The sequence below is a fragment of the Halomonas saccharevitans genome, from assembly GCF_900116405.1.
GTDB classification, from domain to species: Bacteria; Pseudomonadota; Gammaproteobacteria; order Pseudomonadales; family Halomonadaceae; genus Halomonas; species Halomonas saccharevitans.
The window spans coordinates 232,341-253,238 of the sequence record NZ_FPAQ01000001.1 but is presented as its reverse complement, the minus strand read 5'-3'; the positions used below and the strand labels follow the sequence as shown (position 1 = coordinate 253,238).

Below are 20,898 nucleotides of genomic sequence, written 5' to 3'. Positions count from 1 at the left end.
AACAGCAGAGGCTGCCCCGCGAAGCGCTGGCTCAGCTGGCGGATCAGCGTGTCGATGGCCGTGGGCTCATTGGCGATCTCACCACGAAACTCCGGCTCATGCCGTCCCGCCTCGGCGATGGATACCGCAATGCTGGCCTTATGCACATCCAGCCCGATATAGGCGGCATGGACGTCGCTGGCGGCGCTGAGCCGCTCGGCGGCAGTGCGCTCCACAACGACCTGCTGAGTTGCGTTAGACTGTGTCATGACCTGCCTCCCTCAATAGTGGCTCTGTGTTGTTGCCCAACCTCAACGTAACCCACGACGTTGAGGAGGGGCAGGTCAATCCATCATGTCTACGCCAAGGATGGCGTTGGTAGCGCCCAGGGAGGGGTTCACAGCGCCCCCTCGAAGACCTGTCGCCGAATCAGCCCCGAGCAACTCCGCGATCAGCGATGGCCCTGCGGCGTGACCGTGGCGTCATGCAGCGCGCCTCGCGGGCTGTTATGGTCGCGACACTGCCAACAGGCGATCCTCACGAGAGCCCCATGACCGACCGTCCCGATCCCCGCGTGCTGCTGCGGCTGCTATCTCTTCTCGCTCCCTATCGGGGTCGCGTGGCACTGGCCGCCCTGGCGCTGCTCGCCGCGGCGGGCAGCGTACTGCTGCTCGGCCAGGGGCTGCGCCTGGTGATCGACCAGGGCTTCCTGGCCCGGGACCCTCGCCAGCTCAACCAGGTCCTTGGGGGCATGCTGGCCGTGGTGGCGGTGCTGGCGATCGCCTCGGCGCTGCGCTACTACCTGGTCACCTGGATCGGCGAGCGGCTGGCCGCCGACCTGCGCCGCCGCGTCTTCGATCACCTGCTCGAGCTGGAGCCGGGCTTCTTCGAGAGCAGCAGCGGCGAAGGCGGCGCCGGGGAGATCTCCTCGCGACTCACGGCGGACACCAGCGTGCTGCAGAGCCTGTTCGGCTCCTCGATCTCGCTGGCACTGCGCAACGCGCTGATGCTGACGGGCGCCGTGGCGCTGATGCTGGTGACCCAGCCGTGGCTCTCGGCCATCGTGCTGCTGGGCATTCCGGCCACGGTCTTGCCGATCCTGTGGTTCGGGCGCCGGGTGCGGCGGCTGTCGCGCTTCAGCCAGGATCGAGTGGCCGAGCTGGGGCGCTATGCCGGCGAGGCGCTGGCGGGCATCCGCACCGTTCAGGCCTTCAATCACGAGCAGAGCGATCGCCGGGCCTATGGCGCGCGTGTCGAGTCGGCCTTCGCCACCGCCGTGGCACGTACGCGCCAGCGTGCCTGGCTGACCGGCGGCGCCCTGCTGGCGGTCTTCGCCGCGGTGGGCGTGATGCTCTGGCAGGGAGGCCAGGCGGTGCTGGCCGGCAGCATGACCGCCGGCGAACTCTCGGCCTTCGTCTTCTACGCGGTGCTGGCCGCCGGGGCCGTGGCGACGCTGGCCGAGGTGGCGGGCGACGTGCAGCGCGCCGCGGGCGCCGCCGAGCGGCTGCTGGAGCTGCTGGAGACGCGCCCCGTGATCCGCGCCCCGGCGCCCCCCACGCCCCTGCCCGCCCCGCTGCGCGGCGAGCTCCGGCTCGAGGGGGTGAGCTTCACCTATCCCGGCCGGGAGACGCCGGCGCTGGCGGCGTTCGATCTTACCATCGCGCCCGGCGAGCGGGTCGCCCTGGTGGGCCCCTCAGGGGCCGGCAAGAGCACCCTGCTAGCGCTGCTGCTGCGCTTCCACGATCCCGACCGGGGCACCCTGCGCCTGGACGGCATCGACCTGCGGGACCTCGATCCTCGCGCGCTGCGTTCATGCCTCGGCCTGGTGGCCCAGGAGCCGGTGCTGTTCAGCGGCAGCGTGGCCGATAACCTGCGCTTCGGCCGGGGCGATGCGGACCGCGACGCCCTGCGTCAGGCGGCGCGGGACGCCAACGCCCTGGGCTTCATCGAGGCGCTGCCCCAGGGCTTCGATACCCCGCTCGGCCCCGGCGGCGTGCAGCTCTCCGGCGGGCAACGCCAGCGCCTGGCCATCGCCCGGGCGCTGCTCAAGGATCCCCGCGTGCTGCTGCTCGACGAGGCCACCAGCGCCCTGGACGCCGAGAGCGAACGGCTGGTGCAAGAGGCGCTGGACCGGCTGATGGCCGAGCGCACGAGCCTCGTCATCGCCCACCGGCTGGCTACCGTGGTCGCCGCCGACCGCCTGCTGGTAATGGACGAGGGGCGCCTGGTGGCGGCCGGGCGCCACGCCGAGCTGCTCGAGCGAAGCCCGCTCTATCGCCACCTCGCCGAGCTGCAGTTCGGCCGGCACGCCCTGCCGGCGGCCAGCGGCGAGCGCTGAGCTTTTCCCACCGGCACTCGCCGAGGCTCGCCAACGCTCACAACCCCGGGCTCAGAACAGCCCCAGCTGGCGGTCGATCAGCGCCGTGAAGTCGTCGCCCACGAAGGGCAGGATGGCGTCGGCCACCGGCTGGAGCTGGCGGGTCAGGTAGTGGTCGGCGTCGATCGGCGCCTGCCGGCGCTCCAGGGGCTCCGGGCCGGCCACCGTCATCACGTAGCGGATCCAGCCCCCTCGCTGGTACTGGCGCGGCCGGCCCAGCCGCTCATTGTGCTCATCGGCGAGCCGGGCGGCGCGCACGTGGGGCGGCACGTTGCGGTGGTACTCGTCGAGGCGCCGGCGCAGCCGCTTGCGATAGATCAGCCGCTCGTCCTCCTCGCCTTCCCGGGACCGGCGCAGGAAGTCGCCGACGAAGTCCCGCACGTACGCCCGCCACGGCTCCCCGGCAAAGACGCGCCGGTAGAGCTCCTGCTGGAACTCCTTGGCGAGCTCCGTCCAATCGCTGCGCACCGTCTCCAGGCCCTTGAAGACCATCCGCTCCTCTCCCGCGGCGTCGCGGACGAGCCCGGCGTAGCGTTTCTTGCTGCCCGCCTCGGCGCCACGGATGGTCGGCATCAGAAAACGCCGGTAGTGGGTCTCGAACTGCAATTCCAGGGCGCTCACGAGGCCATACTCGACGGCGAGGTGGTCGCGCCACCAGGCGTTGACCCGCGCCACCAGGCGCCGGCCGATCGCCGCCGCCTGGTCCTCCGGATGCTCGCGCCCGAGCCAGACGAAGGTGGAGTCGGTATCGCCGTAGATAACGGTATATCCCTCGGCCTCGATCAGCTCACGGGTGCGATGCATGATGGCGTGGCCGCGCATGGTGATCGACGAGGCCAGGCGCGCATCGAAGAAGCGACAGCCCTTCGAGCCCAGCACGCCGTAGAAGCTGTTCATGATGATCTTGAGTGCCTGGGCGAGCGGCGCGTTGCCGGCCCGCTTGGCGGCCTCGCGCCCTTCACCGACCCGCGCCACGATGCCCGGCAGGGCGTGGCGGGTGCGAGAGAAGCGCGCGCCCAGGTAGCCCGGCACCGAGGCCTCGCCCGTGGGCTCGGCGAGCCCCTCCACCAGCCCCGCGGGGTCGATCAGGAAGCTCTGGATGATCGACGGATAGAGGCTCTTGAAGTCGAGCACCAGCACCGAGTCGTAGAGGCCGGGGCGGGAGTCCATGACGAAGCCGCCGGGGCTCTCGGCGGCCTCCCCCGCGCCGAGGTTCGGCGCCACCAGGCCCAGCCGGTGCAGCCGCGGCAGGTAGAGATGGGTGAAGGCCGCCACCGAGCCGCCGCTGCGATCGGCCGCGAGCCCGGTGACGCTGGCGCGCTCCAGCAGGAAGGCGAAGAGCTCGGTGTGCGCGAAGATCCGCGTCACCAGCTCGCAGTCCTTGAGGTTGTAGCGCGCCAGTGCCGGCTTGTCCTCGGCGAACCGGCGCAGGATCTCGTCCAGGCGCTGGTAAGGCGTCTCGATGGCCTTGCCCTCGCCAAGCAGCGTCTGCGCCACGCTTTCCAGGCTGAAGGAGGGAAAGTGCCAGGTGGCCGAGCGCAGCGCCTCGATGCCGTCGATGATCAGCCGCCCCGCCGCCGAGGCGAAGTAGTGGTTGGCCTCACGGCCGTGGGCCCGCCACTCCATCTCGGCCCCGCCGCGACCCAGCCGCAGCGTCACGCCGAGCCGGCGGGCATGCTCGTGGAGGATACGCAGGTCGAACTGCACCAGGTTCCAGCCGATGATGGCGTCCGGGTCGTGCTCGGCGATCCAGGCGTTCAGCGCCTCGATCAGCGCCGCGCGGCTGTCGCAGTAGTCGAGGCGAAAGTCGCGTTCCTCGTCGCGGCCGTTGGGCGGGCCCAGCATGAATACCTGGCGCTGCCCGCAGCCCTCGAGCGCGATCGAATAGAGCTCACCCTGCGCGCTGGTCTCGATGTCCAGCGATACCGGCCGAAGCCGCGGCCGATAGTCCGGCGCGGGCGCCAGGCCCGCCGCGGCCAGTCGCCCCTCCCCGTCGGGCATGCCGGTGACCGCCACCGGCGCGGTGATGAAGCGCTCCATCAGGTAGCGCTCCGGCGGGCGGATATCGGCCTCGAAGAGCGTCACGCCGGCCGCCTCGAGGCGTCGCTCCAGGCGGCCCAGCCGGCGCTGCTCCGGGCAGTAGAGGCCCAGCACCGGGCGCCGCCGGAAGTCGCGCAGCGCAAGCTCGCGCAGGGTGACGCCCGGCTCGCCGGCCAGCACCGCCTCGGCGCGCTCGCGCTGCTCGGCGGGCAGGAAGGCCACCGAGGGCCGGGGCGGCAGGCGCACCTCGAGCGGGCCCTCGTCGGTGGCGAGCCAGAAGGCGACCTCGACGCCCTCGGGCGTCTCCCGCCAGTGTCGGGTGAGGATGAAGCCGAGGCATGTCATGCCGCCCCGCTCTGTCAGATGATCGCTCGACAAGGGGGCTACTCGAGACTCGCCAGGCGCCGCAGGCCGACGGCGGCGTCCGCCGTTACCAGCCATGCCACCAGGCCGAGGTTCAGGGCCGCACAGCTCCACAGGATCCTGCCGAAAGGCTGCTTGCGGGTCTTGTGGCGAAACCCGCGCCGGGCCAGGAGCGCGCCCGGCCAGCCGCCGACGACGGCGACGAGGTGCAGGGTCGACTCGCGGATGCGCCGCTCGCCACGTCGGGCCGCGGCCTTGTCGATACCATAGAGGAGCACCGCTGCCAGGCTGGCCAGCAGGTAGGTACCGATGAGCAGCGTCATGGGGCTTGCACCTCGATGATCAGGTCGGGCATGAAGAGCGGCGGGACGAACTCGTCGGGATAGCCGCCGGGGTTGGCGATCACGCGTGTCCCGCCGGCCACGAGGTCCACCGGCTCGTGGACATGACCGTGGAGCCAGAGGTCCATGCGGCCCATCAACTGCGGCAGATGGGAGGCGAAGGCCGGAGAGAGCGGATCACCTCGGTAGCGCGCCGGAATGCAGTCGGCCAGGGGGGCATGGTGGCTGATCACCACCCTCGGGCCGCTGAACGGCCGCGCCAGCTCAGCCTCCAGCCATACCAGGGCCTCGGCATGCAGGCGCCGGCTCTCCGCCGGGCAGAACACCGCCCCGTCGGGCTGCTCGATGATACGGAAATCCGGCATCAGGGCCAGCGCCCTGGCCTCGGTCAACGCCGGGTCGTGCTCCGGCTGGCCGGCGTACAGGGCGAGGTCGGTCCACAGCGTGGTGCCGTGAAAGCGCACGCCGCCCAGGGTCAGCGAGCGGTTGTCCAGCAGGTGGATGCCGAGCCGTGCGGCCTCGGCGGCCAGTTCCCGTCGAAGCAGGGGCATGCCGGTGCCGTAGAACTCGTGGTTGCCGGGGACGTAGAGGATCGGGGTGCCCGCGAAGCGTTCGGCCGCCCAGGCGAGTCCCTGGCAGCCGGTGTGAATGTCGCCGGCCAGCACCACGGCATCGGCGTCGACCCGTGGCAGGTCGCGCCCCTCGGCAAAGTGTTCGAGATGAAGGTCGGAGAGAAGCCTGAGGCGCATCGTCGGTTCCCTGTGCAACGAGCCATTCGCTCCAGTGTGAGGCACGGACCGGACGAACACTACCGGACGCTCGGTACCTGACGGTCGCTCCTTGCGCTCCGCCGGCAAAGCCGTCAAGCGGAGCGAGCCTCGCCAGACAGGCCGAGTTGCTGAAAAACCCTTCCATCAAGCATGCTGCGTCTCCAACCCCATTTGCCAGGAGACCTTCCATGTCCCAGCCACGAATCGGCTTCATCGGCATCGGCCTGATGGGCGATCCCATGACTCGCCGCCTGCTGGAAGCCGGCTTTACCGTCACGGTCTGGAACCGCTCGCCGGACAAGACCGCCGGCGTGGCCGCGGCCGGCGCCCGGGTGGCGAACTCAATCGAGGCGCTGATGGCCGAGGTGGACGTGGTGCTGCTGTGCCTGGCCAACACCGCCGTGGTGGAAGCCGTGGTATTCGGCGAGTGCGGCGTGGCCCAGCACGGTCGCGCCGGCCAGCGCCTGATCGATCTTTCCAGCTGCGACCCGGCGGCGACACGCGACTTCGCCGACTGGCTCCAGAGCGAGAGCGACATGCGCTGGGTCGATGCCCCGGTCTCCGGCGGCGTCGCCGGCGCCGAGACGGGGAGCCTCGCCATCATGTGCGGCGGCGAGGCGGAGGATATCGAGGCGATCAGCCCGGTGCTGACGCCGCTCTCCGCCCGGGTGACCCACATGGGGCCGGTGGGCAGCGGCCAGGTGACCAAGGTGTGCAACCAGATGATCGTCGGCTGCCAGGCGGCGGTGATCGCCGAGATGGTGGCCCTGGCCGAGGCCAGCGGCGTGGAGGCGACCCGACTCACCGAGGCGCTGGCCGGCGGCCTCGCCGACTCGACGCCGTTTCGCATCCTCGCCCCGCGCATGGCGGCAAGCGACTTCGACGCCCCGCCCTGGCACCTGCGCACCCTGCTCAAGGATCTGGACCTGGCGGTGGCCCAGAGCCAGCGCGCCGGCAGCGCCACGCCGATGAGCGGACTGGCCGCGCAGCTGATGCGCACCCACGCCGCCCGCGGCCACGCCGAGCACGACCCCGCCATCCTGGTCGAGGCCTACCGCGGTGCCGGTCAAGCGGAATAGCGGCGGCGGTTTCGTCCGCTTGGGCGGTGACGCCATTCCTCGACGTCGTTTGTCGATGAGCCACCCCTACCGTACACTCGTTTGATTTCCGACGATCACGACTTCGAGGCCCGATCCATGGCGTTTGAATCCACTTCCACCTATGTGGCCACCGAGTCGCTCAAGCAGGCGGTGAACGCCGCCGTGACCCTGGAGCGGCCGCTGCTGATCAAGGGCGAACCGGGCACCGGCAAGACCCTGCTGGCCGAGGAGCTGGCCGCCTCGCTGGATACCCGGCTGATCACCTGGCACATCAAGTCCTCCACCAAGGCGGCCCAGGGGCTCTACGAGTACGACGCGGTCAGCCGGCTGCGCGACTCCCAGCTGGGGGTCGAGGGCGTGGAGGACGTCGGCAACTATATCCGCCCAGGCAAACTGTGGGAGGCCTTCACCGCGGATAAGCGGGTGGTGCTGCTGATCGACGAGGTCGACAAGGCGGACATCGAGTTCCCCAACGACCTGCTCCAGGAACTGGATCGCATGGCGTTCCACGTCTTTGAAACCGGCGAGACCATCACCGCGACGCACCGTCCGATCATCGTCATCACTTCCAACAACGAGAAGGAGCTCCCCGACGCCTTTCTGCGCCGCTGCTTCTTCCACTACATCGAGTTCCCCGACCGCGAGACCATGCAGGCAATCGTCGACGTGCACTTCCCCGACGTCGCTCCGAGGCTGGTCGGCGAGGCGCTGGAGGTGTTCTTCGAGCTGCGCCAGGCCCCGGGCCTCAAGAAGCGGCCCTCCACCTCGGAGCTGGTCGACTGGCTGAAGCTGCTGATGAGTGATGAGCTGGCCCAGGAGGCGCTCTATCAGCGCGACCCGGCGAAGGCGCTCCCGCCGCTCGCCGGGGCGCTCGTCAAGAACGAACAGGACACCCAGCTGCTGGAGCGGCTGGCGTTCATGATGCGCAGGAAAGGCCGCTAAGCCATGTTCATCGGCCTGTTCGAGACCCTCAAGCGCCACGAGGTGCCCGTCTCGCTGCGCGAGCTGCTCGACCTCCATGCGGTGGTCGAGCGCGGCGTGGTGTTCGCCGACATGGAGGCCTTCTACCAGGTGGCGCGCACCGTGATGGTCAAGGACGAGCGCCATTTCGACCGCTTCGATCGCGCCTTCGCCGCCTGGTTCGAGGGGCTCACGAGCCTCGATGCCGCCATCGAGGCGATGATTCCCGACGACTGGCTGCGCCGCGAGTTCGAGAAGCAGCTCTCCGATGAGGAGAAGGCCAGGATCGAGTCCCTGGGCGGACTCGAGACGCTGATCGAGACCTTCAAGCAGCGCCTCGAGGAGCAGCAGGCGCGCCACGCCGGCGGCAACAAATGGATCGGTACCGGCGGCACCAGCCCCTTCGGCGCCTACGGCTACAACCCCGAGGGCATCCGCATCGGCCAGGACGGCTCGCGGCATCGCCGCGCGGTGAAGGTGTGGGACGAGCGGCGCTTTCGCGACTACGACGACAGCCTCGAACTCGGCACGCGCAACATCAAGATGGCCCTGCGCCGGCTCAGGCGGTTCGCCCGCCAGGGGGCGGCACAGGAGTTCGACATCGATGCGACCATCCGCGAGACCGCCCGGGATGCCGGCCTGCTCAACGTGCGCATGCGCCCGGAGCGCCACAACGCGGTGAAGGTGCTGCTGCTGCTCGACGTGGGCGGCTCCATGGACGACCACGTACGGGCCTGCGAGGAGCTTTTCTCGGCGGCGCGCTCGGAGTTCAAGCACCTGGAGTCCTTCTACTTCCACAACTGCCCCTACGAGGGACTGTGGCGTGACAACCGGCGACGCGGCAGCGAGCGCATCCCGACGCTGGACGTGCTGCACACCTACGGCAGCGATTATCAGGTCGTGATCGTCGGCGACGCCGCCATGTCACCTTACGAGCTGACCCATCGCTACGGCAGCGTCGAGCACATGAATGACGAAGCAGGCGCCGTCTGGCTCCAGCGCCTGGTCGCTGCCTTCCCGCACCTGGTCTGGCTCAACCCGCTCCCGCCGCGCGCCTGGGAAGTGACCCACTCCACCCGGCTGATCCGCGAGCTGATCGAGGATCGCATGTACCCCATGACCCTGGCGGGGCTGGAGCGCGCCATGGGCGAGCTGGCTCGCTAGCCGTTCTGAAGTTCTCCTGGGAAGCCCTCCTGGGAAGCCCTTCTGGGAAGCTCTTCTAGACAAGCCCTGCCATAGCCCTTAATCGCTATAAAACCAATTTATAGCCTTTAAGGGCTATCACGTTGCACTATAGGCCTCCACGGCTATGCTGGCGGTAGAGCCCTGCGGAGAGTGCGCCATGCCAAGACGAATCGCCGTGCTCACCGGCGACGTGATCGAGTCCCGCAAGGTCGCCGACCGGCCGCGGCTCTACCGACGGCTGGAGGATACCCTGGCGACGCTCGCGGCCCGCCACGGCGGCCACGGCGAGCGCTTCCGCGGCGACGGCTTCCAGCTCGCCCTGCCCCGTGCAGCGACGGCCATGGAGGCCGCCGTGACCCTGCGGGCGGCGCTGATCGAGCACTCGGAACCCCACCAGCGCTGGGATGCGCGTATCGCCGTGGCGGTCGGACCGGCGGAGCCAGGGATGAACGAGGCCGACGGCGAGACCTTCATCGCCTCGGGGCGCGCCCTGGATGCGCTCTCGAGCACTCCCGGCCACCTGGCCCTGACCCTGCTCGACGAAGCCGAGGACGAGGGGCTCGGCCTGCTGCTGCGCTTCATCGACGACCTGCTCGATGGCTGGTCTCCCTATGCGGCCGAGGTCGTCGGACTGAGCCTGGGCCATGACACTCCCCAGCCGGTCTCCCAGCAGGCCCTCGCCGAACGCCTGGGCATCTCCCAGCCCAGCGTTCACAAGCGCCTGCGGGCCGCGCGCTGGGCGCTGCTCTCCGACAGCCTCGCCTACCTGCGCCGGCGGCTCGACGACCGGGAACCGTCGACATCAGGTCCGACGCCATGAGCCCCGAGGCCCTCTCGCTGCTCATGGCGCTGGTGCTGGCCCACCTGGTGGGCGACTTCCTGCTGCAGCCCAGGCGCTGGGTGGAGGAGCGCTACCGCCTGCACCAGCGCTCCCCACGCCTGCTGCTGCATGCCCTGCTGCACGGCCTGCTCGCAGGAGGCGTGCTGCTGGTGGCCGCCGGCGACGCGTCACGAGGGCCGGCCGCCGCGGTGCTCGGCGCGCTCGCGGTGGGCGCGAGCCACTGGCTGATCGACTTCGCCAAGTCCCGGCTGCCGGCCGGCGAGCTGCGCTGGTTCCTGCTCGACCAGGCCGGCCACCTGCTGGTGCTGGCGGGCCTCTGGCTGGCCTGGCTGGAGAGCCTTGCCCCGCTGCAGACGCTGGCCGCCTGGCTGGCCTCGCCGACGGTACTGGGGGTGGCCACCGCCTACCTGCTGGTGACGCGCCCGCTGTCGATCGCCATCGCGCTGATCATGCGACGCTGGAGCGCCGAGCTCGAGGACACCGGCACCCTGGCCAGCGCCGGCGCGCGCATCGGCGTGCTGGAACGGCTGCTGGTGCTGACCCTGGTGCTGCTGGACCAGCTCACCGCGGTGGGCTTCCTGCTGGCCGCCAAGTCGGTGCTGCGCTTCGGTGACCTGCGCGAGACCCGCGACCGCAAGCTCACCGAATACGTGCTGCTCGGCACCCTGCTCAGCGTCTCGACGACCCTGGTGCTGGGCATGCTGGTGCGCCTGCTGCCGCTGGGAGGCTGAGCCATGCGCTACCGTGTGATGCTGCCTCTGCTCATCCTGACGCTGATGCTGGGCGCCTGTGCCGGCCCCGGGACGCTGGAGCGCCGGGCGGGCTACGCGGTCGACCACAGCCAGGTCGCGCCCTCCCACAACAGCCGGGTCCGCCACCTGGTGCTGCACTACACCGACGGCGACGAGGCCGAGGCGCTGGCCACCCTGACGGGCCCCCGCGTCAGCAGCCACTACGTGCTGCCGCGCGGGCCCAGGGGTCGGGTCTACCAGCTGGTGGATGAATCACGGCGCGCCTGGCACGCCGGCGCCAGCCGCTGGAAGGGAGGCTCGGACCTCAACGCCAGCTCCATCGGCATCGAGATCGTCAACGCCGGGCCGGATCGCACCGCGGCCGAGGTCGAGCGCCTCCTGGCGACCGACCGGGCAGGTGCCATCGCCTGGGCGCCCTACCCCGAGGAGCAGCTCAGCACCCTAATCGCGCTGTCCCGGGACATCATCGACCGCCACGGCATCGAAGCCACCAACGTGGTGGCCCATTCCGACATCGCCCCCATGCGCAAGATCGATCCTGGTCCGGCCTTCCCCTGGCGGCGCCTGCATGAGGCCGGCATCGGGCCCTGGCCCGAGCCCTCCGCCGTGGCCCGCTGGCGGACCCGCTTCGAGGGCGAGTCGCCCTCGCTTGCCCGCCTGCAGGAGGGGCTTGCGGCCTGGGGCTATGGCCTTGCGATCACCGGCGAGGCCGACCCGCCCACCCGGGCGGTGCTGCGCGCCTTCCAGATGCGCTTTCGCCCCGCCGACTACCGCGGCCTTCCCGACGCCGAGACCGCAGCGATCCTCTGGGCGCTGCTGGAGCGCTACCGGCCCGAGGCCCTGCCGGGACGCTGAGCCCCGGCGGGCCGAGTCTCGTGACGGGCCCTCGCGACGGGCCCTGCCAGCGGGCTTTTGCCGCCAACCGGGGTTGGCCGTACAATGCGGGGTCATTGTCGCCGCTCCGTGCGGCCCCGTACCCGCTTCTGCACAAGCCCCCGCTCGAGGAAACCCCGGACCCATGCGCGCCAGTCAACTGTTGATCGCCACCCTCAAGGAAACGCCTGCCGACGCCGAGGTCATCAGCCACCAGCTGATGCTGCGCGCGGGCATGATCCGCCGCCTCACCTCTGGCCTCTATACCTGGCTGCCGATGGGGCTCAAGACCCTGCGCAAGGTCGAGCGCGTCGTGCGTGAGGAGATGGACCGTGCCGGCGCCCAGGAGCTGCTGATGCCCGCGGTGCAGCCGGCGGAGCTGTGGCAGGAGTCCGGCCGCTGGGAGCAGTACGGCCCGGAGCTGCTGCGCCTCAAGGATCGCCACGACCGCGACTACTGCGTCGGTCCGACCCACGAGGAAGTGATCACCGACCTGGTCCGCAAGGAGATCGCCAGCTACAAGCAGCTGCCGGCCAACTTCTACCAGGTGCAGACCAAGTTCCGCGACGAGATCCGGCCGCGCTTCGGGGTGATGCGCTCCCGCGAGTTCGTCATGAAGGACGCCTACTCCTTCCACGTCGATGAGGCCTCGCTCAAGGAAACCTACCAGGCGATGTACGACGCCTACGTGCGCATCTTCACCCGCCTGGGGCTCGACTTCCGCCCGGTGATCGCCGACAACGGCGCCATCGGCGGCACCGGCTCCCACGAGTTCCACGTGCTCGCCGACTCCGGCGAGGACGACATCGTCTTCTCCACCGGCTCGGACTACGCCGCCAACATGGAGAAGGCCGAAGCGCTGCCCCCCCAGGGCGAGCGCGCCGCCCCGAGCGAGGAACTGCGCCTGGTCGACACCCCCAATGCCAGGACCATCGCGGCGCTGGTCGAGCAGCACGGCCTACCCATCGAGAAGACCATCAAGACGCTGATGGTCCAGGGCGCAGAGGGCGGCCTGGTCGCCCTGCTGGTGCGCGGTGATCATGAGCTCAACGAGGTCAAGGCCGAGAACCTCGCCGAGGTGGCCGCCCCGCTGACCATGGCCACCGAGGAGGAGATTCGCGCCGCCGTGGGGGCCGGTCCGGGCTCGCTGGGTCCGGTGAACCTCGAGATGCCGATCATCATCGATCGCAGCGTGGCGCTGATGAGCGACTTCGGCGCCGGTGCCAACGTCGACGGCCAGCACTACTTCGGCATCAACTGGGAGCGCGACGTGGCGCTGCCCAAGGTGGCCGACCTGCGCAACGTGGTGGAGGGTGACCCCTCGCCGGACGGTCAGGGCGAGCTCGCCATCAAGCGCGGCATCGAGGTCGGCCACGTCTTCCAGCTCGGCCAGAAGTACTCCGAGGCGATGAACGCCACCGTGCTGGGCGACGAAGGTCGCGCCGTGCACCCCTGGATGGGCTGCTATGGTATCGGGGTGACCCGGGTCGTGGCCGCCGCCATCGAGCAGAACCACGACGATGCCGGGATCATCTGGCCCGACGCCATCGCGCCCTTCCACGTCGCCATGGTGCCGATGAACGCCCACAAGTCGCAGCGGGTGCGTGAGGAGTCCGAGCGACTCTACCAGGCCCTCACCGCCGCCGGCCTCGAGGTGCTGCTGGATGATCGCGACCTGCGCCCGGGCGTGCGCTTCGCCGACCATGAACTGATGGGCATTCCCCACCGCCTGGTCGTCGGCGATCGGGGGCTGGACAAGGAAGAACTCGAATACAAGGGACGCCGTGACAGTGACGCCACCATGGTACCGGCCGGGGAGATCATCGACTTCCTGCGCGCGAAGGTCGCGATCTAGGCGCTATCGGGCCGCCGCCCTGGCGGCGGCCTGCCTCCTGCCGGCCCTGACGGCCCTGGGTCAGGGCGACCGGGACTTCCTGGCCGCCCTGTCCACCGACGCCCAGGCCGCCGACCACCCAGTCCCCTTCGTGCGGGCCCTGCCGGCCACGCCGGCCAGCCTGCGCGACACCCTCGACGCCGTACGCGACTCGCCCGCCTCGCCTGCCGATATCTGGGCGGCGCGCCAGTGGCTGAACGCCATGGCGCCGCGGCTCACCCGCTACGTGCCGGATGAGGGCCGTCGCCGGGAACTGCTGGGCCGCGTCCACCACGAGGCGCGCCTGGCGGGCCTGTCGCCCTCGCTGGTGCTGGCGGTGATCCAGGTGGAGAGCGCCTTCCAGGCCCAGGCCGTCTCCTCGGCCGGCGCCGTCGGGCTGATGCAGATCATGCCGTTCTGGGTCCGCGAACTGGGCCTTCCCGCCGACGACCTCAAAGACCCGCACCGCAACCTGCGCTACGGCTGCACGATCCTGGCCCACTACCTGGCCGTCGAGCGCGGCGACCTGACCCGAGCGCTGGCGCGCTACAACGGTAGCCTCGGCAAGACCTGGTACCCGGAACGAGTGATGCGCGCCCTGGCCGACCGCTGGTCGGTGCAGGACGCCGGCCATGCCACTGCCCGGCGATAAGACGTCAGGCTACCAGCAGGCGAAGCGGCGACACCGAGATGAGAGACGTACAGACGAAAAAAAGCCGACCCATGTGGGTCGGCTACTGGGGGGAAAGCTCCCCCCTCCCCTGACGACTAGTGAAGCGGCTGGATCAGTGCTTGTTCTTGCGATGGTGATCGCGAACGATGAACGCGATCCAGCCCCCCATGAAAGCGATCATCATCGCGACGGTAACAAGTCCGAAAATTACGGCGTCATCCAAGTACATGGTGTGTCCTCCCGTCTCGATGTGTTGAATGCACTTTAGCGCGGCATCACGGGACGCAAACTGACCTGCATCAAGTTTTCCGCCGGCCCCGGAGTAGGGGCCGGCGGGAATTGACGCAGATCAGATTCGGGGGCACCGACAGCAAAATCGACGGTGAAACGCCGCGCTCAGCGCTCGACATCGGGCGCAATCAGCTCGGCCGCCGCCAGGTCGTCGAAGAGCCGCGCCACGTCCCGGGCAAGCCGTGCGGACTCGACCGTGGGGAAGCGCTCGGCCAGCAGCGCCACCACCTCAGACAGGCTCAGGGCGTCGAGCTCCAGCAGGCGCCAGATGCCGGCGGCCACGGCGCTCAAGCGATGCACTCCGCCCCGGGGATCGACCAGGAAGTGCTCCTCGCCCAGCGGGTACTCCGCCTCGACCGGCCGGCGACGCCAGGCCGCGCCCGGGACGCCGATGGCCGATGCGCGCTCTGTGGCCCCAGCGGGCGGGCACCGGCCGGCCTCATCCAGGGGCGAGTCGATCAGCCCCGCCTCACCCCGTTCAGCATCGGCCAGTCCCGCCACCACCCGCTCGACGGCCGCTTTTGGGTCGTCGTAGCATAGCAACCGGCACGGCAGGCCCCGCATCATCGGCAGCAGCCGCTCGACCAGTCGCCCGGGATCGTGCGCGTCACCGGCGAGGCTCTGGCCCAGCAGTCGTAACAAGCCGTCGCCAGGGGAGAGGCGCGTCAGGCTCGGGGCCGGCGTCCCGGGGACGCGGTCAAGCATCACGATGGCGCCGATGGGAAGCCGCTCGCCGTGGCCGGCGAGGCGGTCGTCGCTCAGGGCCAGATAGTGATAACGCTCATCCGAGACGCCGTCGTGGGCGGTGATGAACGCCGCCAGGTCGGCAGGGAGGTGCGACGGCAAGGGCAGGCGCAGTCGGGGGGCGATGCCCAGCGCCTCGCCCATTGGCTTTCCCATTGATTCTCCCGGCGCGCGGCCTTGGCCCCTGCTCCCGTCCTTGTCGCCTCCCTTGTCCCCCTCATCGTCGCTAAGCATCAGTACGTCGTCGGCGAAGACGCGATAGCCGGCGGCGGCGAAGACGCGATAGCCGGCGGCGGCGAAGGCGGCGCTGAGCAGGCTCTTGCCCGACCGATGGGTGGCGGGAAAGAGCACCAGCCGACCGCCGATCTCCACGGCGGCGCAGTGCAGGCCGCTCTGGTGGGGCCTCGACTCGAGCAGCCGGTCGATCAGGTCGGCGATCAGGCTGGCCGCCGCGGTGGCGGGGCCGGAGAGCCGACGGGGATGCGCGCGCCCCGGCACCGCCTGGGCATAGCCGTTGGCTTCCCGCCAGGCGGTGAGCGCCTCTTCCGAGGGTGCAGGGCACAAAGAGCGGGCGGCCTGCACGGCTTCGAGCGGCCAGCCGGGCATCGCCCCGAGCAGCGCCTTGGCAAGCTCGGGCGCCTGCTCGAGTCGCAGGGCCACCTCGAGCCCTGCTGGCTTGAGGATCTCGAGGCTCCGAGCGTTGGCATGCGGCGCGCTCACCAGCGGCTGGGGTAGCTGTGGCTGGGATAGCTGAAGCTATGGCTATGGCTATGACTGTGCTTCGAGTGCCGGTGACGTCGGTGATGCTTGTGATGGCGGTGACGGCGATGTTCTCGGTAGTCGTCCACGTAGCGACGCTCCCGGGTCTCCGGGTGGGTTTCATAGACGATCCGCCAGCGCCCGTCGTCCCAGTCGCCGGCCTGGGCCTGCCCCAGGGTGGAGAGGGTCGGGGCCGCGTAGGCGGCAACGCCGAACAGGCCGAGGGTGGCCAGCAGCTTGCGTCGGCGGGGGCAAGGGGCAGAGTGGTCGCTCATCGATGGGCTTCCCTGGGTGGCTGAACGAGGCGCCCAGCCTACCGCGAGTCGACCGCGACGCGGCCTGCCCCACGCGCGTTTCCCCAGTCGCTGCAAATTGCCGCCGGCGCTGTCGCCCGGCGACGACGCTCAGACCATCTTCTTGTCTTCCACTTCGCCGGGCTCGGTGCCGGGCGGCAGCGGATGGCCCTTGGCGAGCTCCGCGCGGGTGGCCTCGCGGACCTCGAGCACCTCCAGACGATAGCGCAGGCTGTGTCCCGCCAGGGGATGGTTGGTGTCGATCATCACGCCGTCGTCGCGCACCTCGAGAATGGTAACGATCTCGGGGCCGTCATCGCCGGGGGTCTGGAAGCGCATGCCCGGGGCGAGGTCGGGGGCGGGAAAGGCGTGCCGCCCGACCTCGCGCACCAGCGCTTCGTCGCGCAGCCCGTAGGCCTCGGCCGGCATCAGGGTGACGGAGAGCTCGGCACCGACTGACTGGCCCTCCAGATCACGCTCCAGGCCGGCCATGATGTTGCCGTGGCCGTGCAGGTACTCGAGCGGCTGCGACCGAGCCCGGGAATCGTCGAGGACGTTGCCGTCCCGGTCGCTGAGCACGTAATGCAGGGTCACGACGCGTTGCGGGGCGATGGTCATGGGGTCTCCTTGAGCAATGAAGGAATAGGCGACGAGGCTGACGGCTAGTCGCGGCGGCGCAGCTGGCCGACGGGCATCTCGAGGCGCTGCTGCTGGTGCAGCAGGTTGAGCAGCACGATAGCGCGCTCCTCGCCCTTGTGGCTTGCGAACACCGCCTGCAGGTCCTTGAAGGGCCCCTCGGTGATCTCCACCGCGTCGCCGGCGCGGAAGTAGACGTTGGCGGTCGCATCCTGCTCGTCGCTGCCATGTTCGAGCAGGGTCGTGATCAGCGAGTCGCCGACCGGCACCGGCTGCGCGAGGCCGAAGGTGACGATCTTCAGCACCCCGCGGGTGGAGCGAATGGGTCGCCAGTTACTGGCCAGGCGATCGAGCCGGATGAACAGGTAGTAGGGAAAGAGCGGTTCGCTGACCCACTCGAGCTTGCCGCGGCGCTTCTTCTGGACCTGCAGCACGGGATGGAATATCTCGTACCCCTGGTTGGTCAGGTGCTCGGCGGCGCGGAAGGATTCCCCGCCTTTGCACTGAATCACGTACCAGCGGGGGACGGCATCATCGGCCTTTTCGTGACGAATCTCTGAATCGCTCATATGGCTCCTGATCGGCTTCCTGCTGGCATCACTGCCGGTGCTCTGCAACAATCCCACCGCATGTCAGACCCGGGCATCGGCCCGCGGGCGACATGGGCCGAACGGCCGCTGGTCCGGCGACTGATGGCAATTTTATCATCGATGGCGGGGACCTGCGTGACCGCCCTCGAGTTACAACGCACGCCCCGGCGCAAGGAGTCCTCCCCGACATGTCGCCCCCCACCGCTCGCCGCAGCTGGCATGACGCCCTGGTGATCTATCTGCGCGCGCCGGTCATCACCATGCTGTTCCTGGGTTTCTCCGCCGGCCTGCCCTTCCTGCTGGTCTTCTCCACGCTCTCGGCCTGGCTGCGCAGTACCGGCGTCGAGGTGGCGGCCATCGGCTTCTTCGCCTGGATCGGCATGCTCTATTCGATCAAGTTCTTCTGGGCCCCGGTGGTGGACCGGCTCGCCCTGCCGCTGCTGACCCGCAACTTCGGTCAGCGTCGCGGCTGGATGCTGCTGGCCCAGGCGATGATCGCCGCGGGCCTGGTGGGGCTCTCCGGCGTCGACCCGGTCGATCACCTGCCGCTGGTCGCCGCCTTCGCGCTGCTGGTGGCCTTCGGCAGCGCGACCCAGGACATCGCCATCGACGCCTTTCGCATCGAATCGGCCCCGGACGACGTCCAGGCCGCCATGGCCTCGACCTACATCATCGGCTACCGCGGGGGGCTGCTGGCCGCCGGCGCCGGGGCGCTCTACGTGGCCTCGCTGATCTCCTGGGAGGCCGCCTACCTCTGCATGGCGGCGCTGGTCGGCGTCGGGGCGGTCACGGTGCTGCTGCGCCCGGAGCCCCAACGGACCTCGCTCGGCACCCAGCTGATCCACGAGCCGCGGGTGCGCGCCTTCCTGCGCGCCTCTCGCGGGCGGCCCAAGCCGCTGCGCCGCCTGGTCGCCTGGGTGATCGGCGCTATCGTCTGCCCCTTCACCGACTTCTTCACCCGCCATCGCCGGCGCGCGATCTGGCTGCTGGCGTTCGTGGCGGTGTTTCGGATCAGCGACCTGGCCATGGCCTCGATGGCAAACCCGCTCTACATCGACCTGGGGTTTTCGCTTTCGACCATCGCCAACGTCACCAACGTCTTCGGGATCGCCATGAGCATCGGCGGGGGGATTCTCGGCGGGCTGCTGGTGGCCCGCTACGGCATCGGGCCGATCCTGGTGCTGGGCGCGGCGGCGGCGGCGTTGACCAACCTGCTGTTCGTGGCCCTGTCGCTGGCGGGACAGAACGTGGCGATGCTGGTCATGGCCATCGTCGGCGACAACCTGGCCAACGGCCTGGCGAGTGCCGTCTTCATCGCCTTCCTGTCGAGCCTCACCTCGCGGGCCTATACGGCGACCCAGTACGCGCTTTTCTCGTCGCTGATGACCCTGCCCGGCAAGTTCCTGAGCGGCTTCGGCGGCCTGCTGGTCAACGCCGAGGGCTACGCCACCTTCTTCATGGTGTCATCCGTCCTCGGCCTGCCCGCTGTGCTGCTGGCGATCTGGATCAGCCGCGACCGGACGTTGATGGCCTCGCCGCGGGCGGCCTGAGCGCGGCTCGCTCGCCGGCATCCAAGCCTGCACTCCACGCCGGCGCGCGGCCGGCGGGTCACTCGCCCAGTCGGCCCTGCAGCCAGTCCAGCGCGCCCGGGGTGGTGCGCCACTGGTCGCGCATCAGGGTTCGATACTGCCAGGCCTCGGCCCGGGAACCGGGCGCGGCGACCCCATCACCGCCGCCGCCGACCGGGCGCGGGTTCTCGGCACACAGCATCGGGACCGCATGGGTATTGTGTCGGCGCACCTCGGCCAGCGCCGCGTCGGCCTCGTCCCGGCGCTCCAGGCGATAGAGCGCCAGCACGCGTCCCATCAGCAGGCCCAGCGGCGGCGCCTCGTCGTCCTCGCCCTCGAGTTCGCGCACACTCAGCTCCAGGGCCGCGCGATCGCGCCCCTCTCTCAACAGCTGGTCGAGCACCAGCTCGCGCAGTCCCAGGCTGTCCTGGGCGTCCAGGGTCAGCAGGCGCTCGGCCAACTCCCGTGAGCGGGCGCGGGCGCCACGCTCCATGCCGACCACCAGGGCCAGGCCCGAGCGCAGCAGCACGGCGTTATCGGCGCTGTCCCATACGAAGCCGCCCTCGCCCTCGGCCCGGACCTGTTCGAGCCAGCGCTCGAGCCGGGTCGCCAACGGCTCGAACAGGCTCGGCGCCATCCACGGCAGGCTGCCGAAGCGGCTGGCCAGCGCCAGCGCCAGGGCCTGAAGCACGGCCGGCGAATCCAGCCACTCGGGATGAGAGCAGAGGGCGGGGAGCCACTCGCCGGCACGGGACCAGGGATCCTCGTCGAAGCCCATGGGCGCATCGCTCTCGACCTGGGACTGGAAGACCTTCTGCCAGGCAGCGAACAGGGTGTCCTCGCGGGCGGTGGAGTGGTACTCGAGGCCACCCTCGGCGTCGCGGCGGATCTCCAGGCGCGGGGCGACGGGCAGCTCGGCGAGCAGCGCCTGCAGGGCCACCAGCGGCTCGGCCAGATCCTCCTCGGCGCTGAGCAGCTGGTCGGCCAGGGTCGCACCGGGGTTCTCGGCGAGATCGGCCAGGAACTGCAGCTGATCGGGCTCCAGGTCGCCCTGGCGAGCCAGGCGCCGGAACCAGAAACGCGAGCGCTCCGCGGCCTCCTGCTCGTGCCCCTCGTGGAGCAGTAGCATGGCCTCGATGTAGGCCAGCGTCGGCGAGTCGGGCAGCGCCTGCTGGGCGCGCACGAAGGCCGCCCGGGCGCTGTCCAGGTCGTCGTTGTCCAGGTGCATCAGGCAGAGGCGCTCCAGGGCCACGCCGCGCAGGAACAGCGGCCCGCGATCGAGCACCGCATCGAGCAGCGCCTCGCGCTTGCGATTGAAACCGCGCTCCTGATAGAGATCGATGAGGATCTCGAAGGCGGGCTCGGCCTGTTCGGGCAGCGTCAGCCAGTCGGCGCGCTCGAACAGCGACTCGAGAATCTGCTGGGCGCGCCCGCGCTGGCCCGACTCGGCGGCGATCAGCCCGGCCTCCAGCAGGGCCTGGGCCGGCGCCTGGCCGCTGGCCAGCGCCGCCTTCAAGGTATCGCCCTTCCAGTCGCGCAGCGAGAGCATCCACATCAGGTGGGTCGGTACGTGCCCGGGCAGGCTGACCGCCCCGCAGCAGTGCTTGGTCTTGCGCCCGGAGTCGCACCAGCAGGGCTCGTTGCGCCCCGGCCGGGCCAGCGGCTCGGCGGCGAAATCGAGCCGTGCCAGCGGCGTCTGTGACCACAGCTCAGGGGCCAGCGCCTGGGCCAGGGCTTGATCGCCGCCGACCAGCGCCGGTCCCTCCTTGCGGGCCCAGGCCATCAGCGTCGGATAGCGCTCATCCTCACGAATGGCGCCCAGTGCCCCCGAGGCAAAGCCCAGCAGCTGTTCCACCCATACTGCCAGCATCACACTCTCCGCAATCCACA

The 20,898-nt window shown here is 70.0% G+C and carries 19 protein-coding genes and 1 pseudogene; 10 read left to right on the top strand and 10 right to left on the bottom strand.

All coding sequences use genetic code 11. The annotated features are described in order from the left end of the window. Positions 1 to 248 (bottom strand): annotated as a pseudogene (locus tag BM388_RS01150) (hypothetical protein); the annotation flags it as partial. Positions 249 to 529: 281 nt separating this feature from the next. On the opposite strand from BM388_RS01150, the gene BM388_RS01145 reads away from it, so the two are divergent. Continuing rightward, complete coding sequence (locus BM388_RS01145; RefSeq protein ID WP_089846321.1) at positions 530 to 2,317, top strand: ABC transporter transmembrane domain-containing protein; 1,788 nt, start codon at positions 530 to 532, stop codon at positions 2,315 to 2,317. A 51-nt stretch (positions 2,318 to 2,368) separates the two neighbouring features. Here the strand turns inward: BM388_RS01145 and BM388_RS01140 are convergent, their stop codons facing one another. The 3 genes from BM388_RS01140 to BM388_RS01130 are packed head-to-tail and all read right to left on the bottom strand — an operon-like array spanning position 2,369 to position 5,849. Next, a complete protein-coding gene (locus BM388_RS01140; protein WP_089846319.1) occupies positions 2,369 to 4,741 on the bottom strand; it encodes a DNA polymerase II in 2,373 nt (790 codons plus the stop codon). Positions 4,742 to 4,779: 38 nt separating this feature from the next. After that, positions 4,780 to 5,082, bottom strand: a complete 303-nt coding sequence (locus BM388_RS01135; protein WP_089846317.1) for a DUF1294 domain-containing protein — start codon at positions 5,080 to 5,082, stop codon at positions 4,780 to 4,782. Beyond that, complete coding sequence (locus tag BM388_RS01130) at positions 5,079 to 5,849, bottom strand: metallophosphoesterase (RefSeq protein ID WP_089846315.1); 771 nt, start codon at positions 5,847 to 5,849, stop codon at positions 5,079 to 5,081. The genes BM388_RS01135 and BM388_RS01130 overlap by 4 nt, the downstream gene beginning before the upstream one ends. 209 nt (positions 5,850 to 6,058) lie before the next feature. Here BM388_RS01130 and BM388_RS01125 point away from each other — a divergent pair, with 209 nt between their 5' ends. The 8 genes from BM388_RS01125 to BM388_RS18235 all read left to right on the top strand — a co-directional run bounded on the left by BM388_RS01125 (position 6,059) and on the right by BM388_RS18235 (position 14,106). Then, positions 6,059 to 6,949, top strand: a complete 891-nt coding sequence (locus tag BM388_RS01125; RefSeq protein ID WP_089846313.1) for an NAD(P)-dependent oxidoreductase — start codon at positions 6,059 to 6,061, stop codon at positions 6,947 to 6,949. 117 nt (positions 6,950 to 7,066) lie between these two features. Beyond that, positions 7,067 to 7,912, top strand: coding sequence for an AAA family ATPase (locus BM388_RS01120; RefSeq protein WP_089846344.1), 846 nt, complete (start codon positions 7,067 to 7,069; stop codon positions 7,910 to 7,912). A 3-nt stretch (positions 7,913 to 7,915) separates the two neighbouring features. Beyond that, entirely contained in the window at positions 7,916 to 9,094 is a 1,179-nt protein-coding gene (locus BM388_RS01115) for a vWA domain-containing protein (protein ID WP_089846311.1), read from the top strand. Positions 9,095 to 9,272: 178 nt separating this feature from the next. Then, a complete protein-coding gene (locus tag BM388_RS01110; RefSeq protein WP_089846309.1) occupies positions 9,273 to 9,935 on the top strand; it encodes a hypothetical protein in 663 nt (220 codons plus the stop codon). Next, positions 9,932 to 10,687 (top strand): DUF3307 domain-containing protein, encoded by a 756-nt coding sequence (locus BM388_RS01105; RefSeq protein ID WP_089846307.1) that lies wholly within the window; start codon positions 9,932 to 9,934, stop codon positions 10,685 to 10,687. The genes BM388_RS01110 and BM388_RS01105 overlap by 4 nt, the downstream gene beginning before the upstream one ends. A gap of 3 nt (positions 10,688 to 10,690) precedes the next feature. Further along, positions 10,691 to 11,563: an N-acetylmuramoyl-L-alanine amidase gene (locus BM388_RS01100; RefSeq protein WP_089846305.1), complete on the top strand. Its 873-nt coding sequence runs from the start codon at positions 10,691 to 10,693 to the stop codon at positions 11,561 to 11,563. A gap of 163 nt (positions 11,564 to 11,726) precedes the next feature. Next, positions 11,727 to 13,436, top strand: a complete 1,710-nt coding sequence (locus tag BM388_RS01095) for a proline--tRNA ligase (RefSeq protein ID WP_089846303.1) — start codon at positions 11,727 to 11,729, stop codon at positions 13,434 to 13,436. Then, positions 13,372 to 14,106, top strand: a complete 735-nt coding sequence (locus tag BM388_RS18235; protein WP_425431898.1) for a transglycosylase SLT domain-containing protein — start codon at positions 13,372 to 13,374, stop codon at positions 14,104 to 14,106. Before BM388_RS01095 ends, BM388_RS18235 begins: the two co-directional genes overlap by 65 nt. A 133-nt stretch (positions 14,107 to 14,239) precedes the next feature. Here BM388_RS18235 and ccoM read toward each other — a convergent pair whose 3' ends face one another. The 5 genes from ccoM to rfaH form a co-directional block, all read right to left on the bottom strand. Beyond that, the gene (gene ccoM, locus BM388_RS18140) at positions 14,240 to 14,356 is read right to left on the bottom strand and encodes a cytochrome c oxidase subunit CcoM (protein ID WP_281245157.1); all 117 of its coding nucleotides are present in this window, start codon (positions 14,354 to 14,356) and stop codon (positions 14,240 to 14,242) included. 167 nt (positions 14,357 to 14,523) lie between these two features. Next, a complete protein-coding gene (locus BM388_RS01085; protein ID WP_139233881.1) occupies positions 14,524 to 15,882 on the bottom strand; it encodes a PqqD family protein in 1,359 nt (452 codons plus the stop codon). Next, complete coding sequence (locus BM388_RS01080; protein WP_089846298.1) at positions 15,879 to 16,196, bottom strand: hypothetical protein; 318 nt, start codon at positions 16,194 to 16,196, stop codon at positions 15,879 to 15,881. Before BM388_RS01080 ends, BM388_RS01085 begins: the two co-directional genes overlap by 4 nt. A gap of 129 nt (positions 16,197 to 16,325) precedes the next feature. Then, positions 16,326 to 16,832 (bottom strand): FKBP-type peptidyl-prolyl cis-trans isomerase, encoded by a 507-nt coding sequence (locus BM388_RS01075; protein WP_089846296.1) that lies wholly within the window; start codon positions 16,830 to 16,832, stop codon positions 16,326 to 16,328. A 44-nt stretch (positions 16,833 to 16,876) separates the two neighbouring features. After that, positions 16,877 to 17,419, bottom strand: a complete 543-nt coding sequence (rfaH, locus tag BM388_RS01070; RefSeq protein ID WP_089846293.1) for a transcription/translation regulatory transformer protein RfaH — start codon at positions 17,417 to 17,419, stop codon at positions 16,877 to 16,879. Between the two features lie 209 nt (positions 17,420 to 17,628). Between rfaH and BM388_RS01065 the strand changes: the two genes are divergently transcribed. Beyond that, positions 17,629 to 18,990: an AmpG family muropeptide MFS transporter gene (locus BM388_RS01065; RefSeq protein ID WP_089846290.1), complete on the top strand. Its 1,362-nt coding sequence runs from the start codon at positions 17,629 to 17,631 to the stop codon at positions 18,988 to 18,990. A 58-nt stretch (positions 18,991 to 19,048) separates the two neighbouring features. Here the strand turns inward: BM388_RS01065 and BM388_RS01060 are convergent, their stop codons facing one another. Continuing rightward, positions 19,049 to 20,878: an SEC-C domain-containing protein gene (locus tag BM388_RS01060; protein WP_089846288.1), complete on the bottom strand. Its 1,830-nt coding sequence runs from the start codon at positions 20,876 to 20,878 to the stop codon at positions 19,049 to 19,051. Positions 20,879 to 20,898 lie beyond the last annotated feature (20 nt).

What these genes read in the sequence shown, in the direction of transcription:
- BM388_RS01135 (WP_089846317.1), bottom strand. Translation starts at nt 5,082, where the DNA reads ATGACGCTGCTCATCGGTACCTACCTGCTGGCCAGCCTGGCAGCGGTG.
- rfaH (WP_089846293.1), bottom strand. Translation starts at nt 17,419, where the DNA reads ATGAGCGATTCAGAGATTCGTCACGAAAAGGCCGATGATGCCGTCCCC.
- BM388_RS01115 (WP_089846311.1), top strand. Translation starts at nt 7,916, where the DNA reads ATGTTCATCGGCCTGTTCGAGACCCTCAAGCGCCACGAGGTGCCCGTC.
- BM388_RS01125 (WP_089846313.1), top strand. Translation starts at nt 6,059, where the DNA reads ATGTCCCAGCCACGAATCGGCTTCATCGGCATCGGCCTGATGGGCGAT.
- BM388_RS01095 (WP_089846303.1), top strand. Translation starts at nt 11,727, where the DNA reads ATGCGCGCCAGTCAACTGTTGATCGCCACCCTCAAGGAAACGCCTGCC.
- BM388_RS01060 (WP_089846288.1), bottom strand. Translation starts at nt 20,878, where the DNA reads ATGCTGGCAGTATGGGTGGAACAGCTGCTGGGCTTTGCCTCGGGGGCA.
- BM388_RS01100 (WP_089846305.1), top strand. Translation starts at nt 10,691, where the DNA reads ATGCGCTACCGTGTGATGCTGCCTCTGCTCATCCTGACGCTGATGCTG.
- BM388_RS01130 (WP_089846315.1), bottom strand. Translation starts at nt 5,849, where the DNA reads ATGCGCCTCAGGCTTCTCTCCGACCTTCATCTCGAACACTTTGCCGAG.
- BM388_RS01110 (WP_089846309.1), top strand. Translation starts at nt 9,273, where the DNA reads ATGCCAAGACGAATCGCCGTGCTCACCGGCGACGTGATCGAGTCCCGC.
- BM388_RS01080 (WP_089846298.1), bottom strand. Translation starts at nt 16,196, where the DNA reads ATGAGCGACCACTCTGCCCCTTGCCCCCGCCGACGCAAGCTGCTGGCC.
- BM388_RS01105 (WP_089846307.1), top strand. Translation starts at nt 9,932, where the DNA reads ATGAGCCCCGAGGCCCTCTCGCTGCTCATGGCGCTGGTGCTGGCCCAC.
- BM388_RS01140 (WP_089846319.1), bottom strand. Translation starts at nt 4,741, where the DNA reads ATGACATGCCTCGGCTTCATCCTCACCCGACACTGGCGGGAGACGCCC.
- BM388_RS01120 (WP_089846344.1), top strand. Translation starts at nt 7,067, where the DNA reads ATGGCGTTTGAATCCACTTCCACCTATGTGGCCACCGAGTCGCTCAAG.
- BM388_RS01145 (WP_089846321.1), top strand. Translation starts at nt 530, where the DNA reads ATGACCGACCGTCCCGATCCCCGCGTGCTGCTGCGGCTGCTATCTCTT.
- ccoM (WP_281245157.1), bottom strand. Translation starts at nt 14,356, where the DNA reads ATGTACTTGGATGACGCCGTAATTTTCGGACTTGTTACCGTCGCGATG.
- BM388_RS01075 (WP_089846296.1), bottom strand. Translation starts at nt 16,832, where the DNA reads ATGACCATCGCCCCGCAACGCGTCGTGACCCTGCATTACGTGCTCAGC.
- BM388_RS01065 (WP_089846290.1), top strand. Translation starts at nt 17,629, where the DNA reads ATGTCGCCCCCCACCGCTCGCCGCAGCTGGCATGACGCCCTGGTGATC.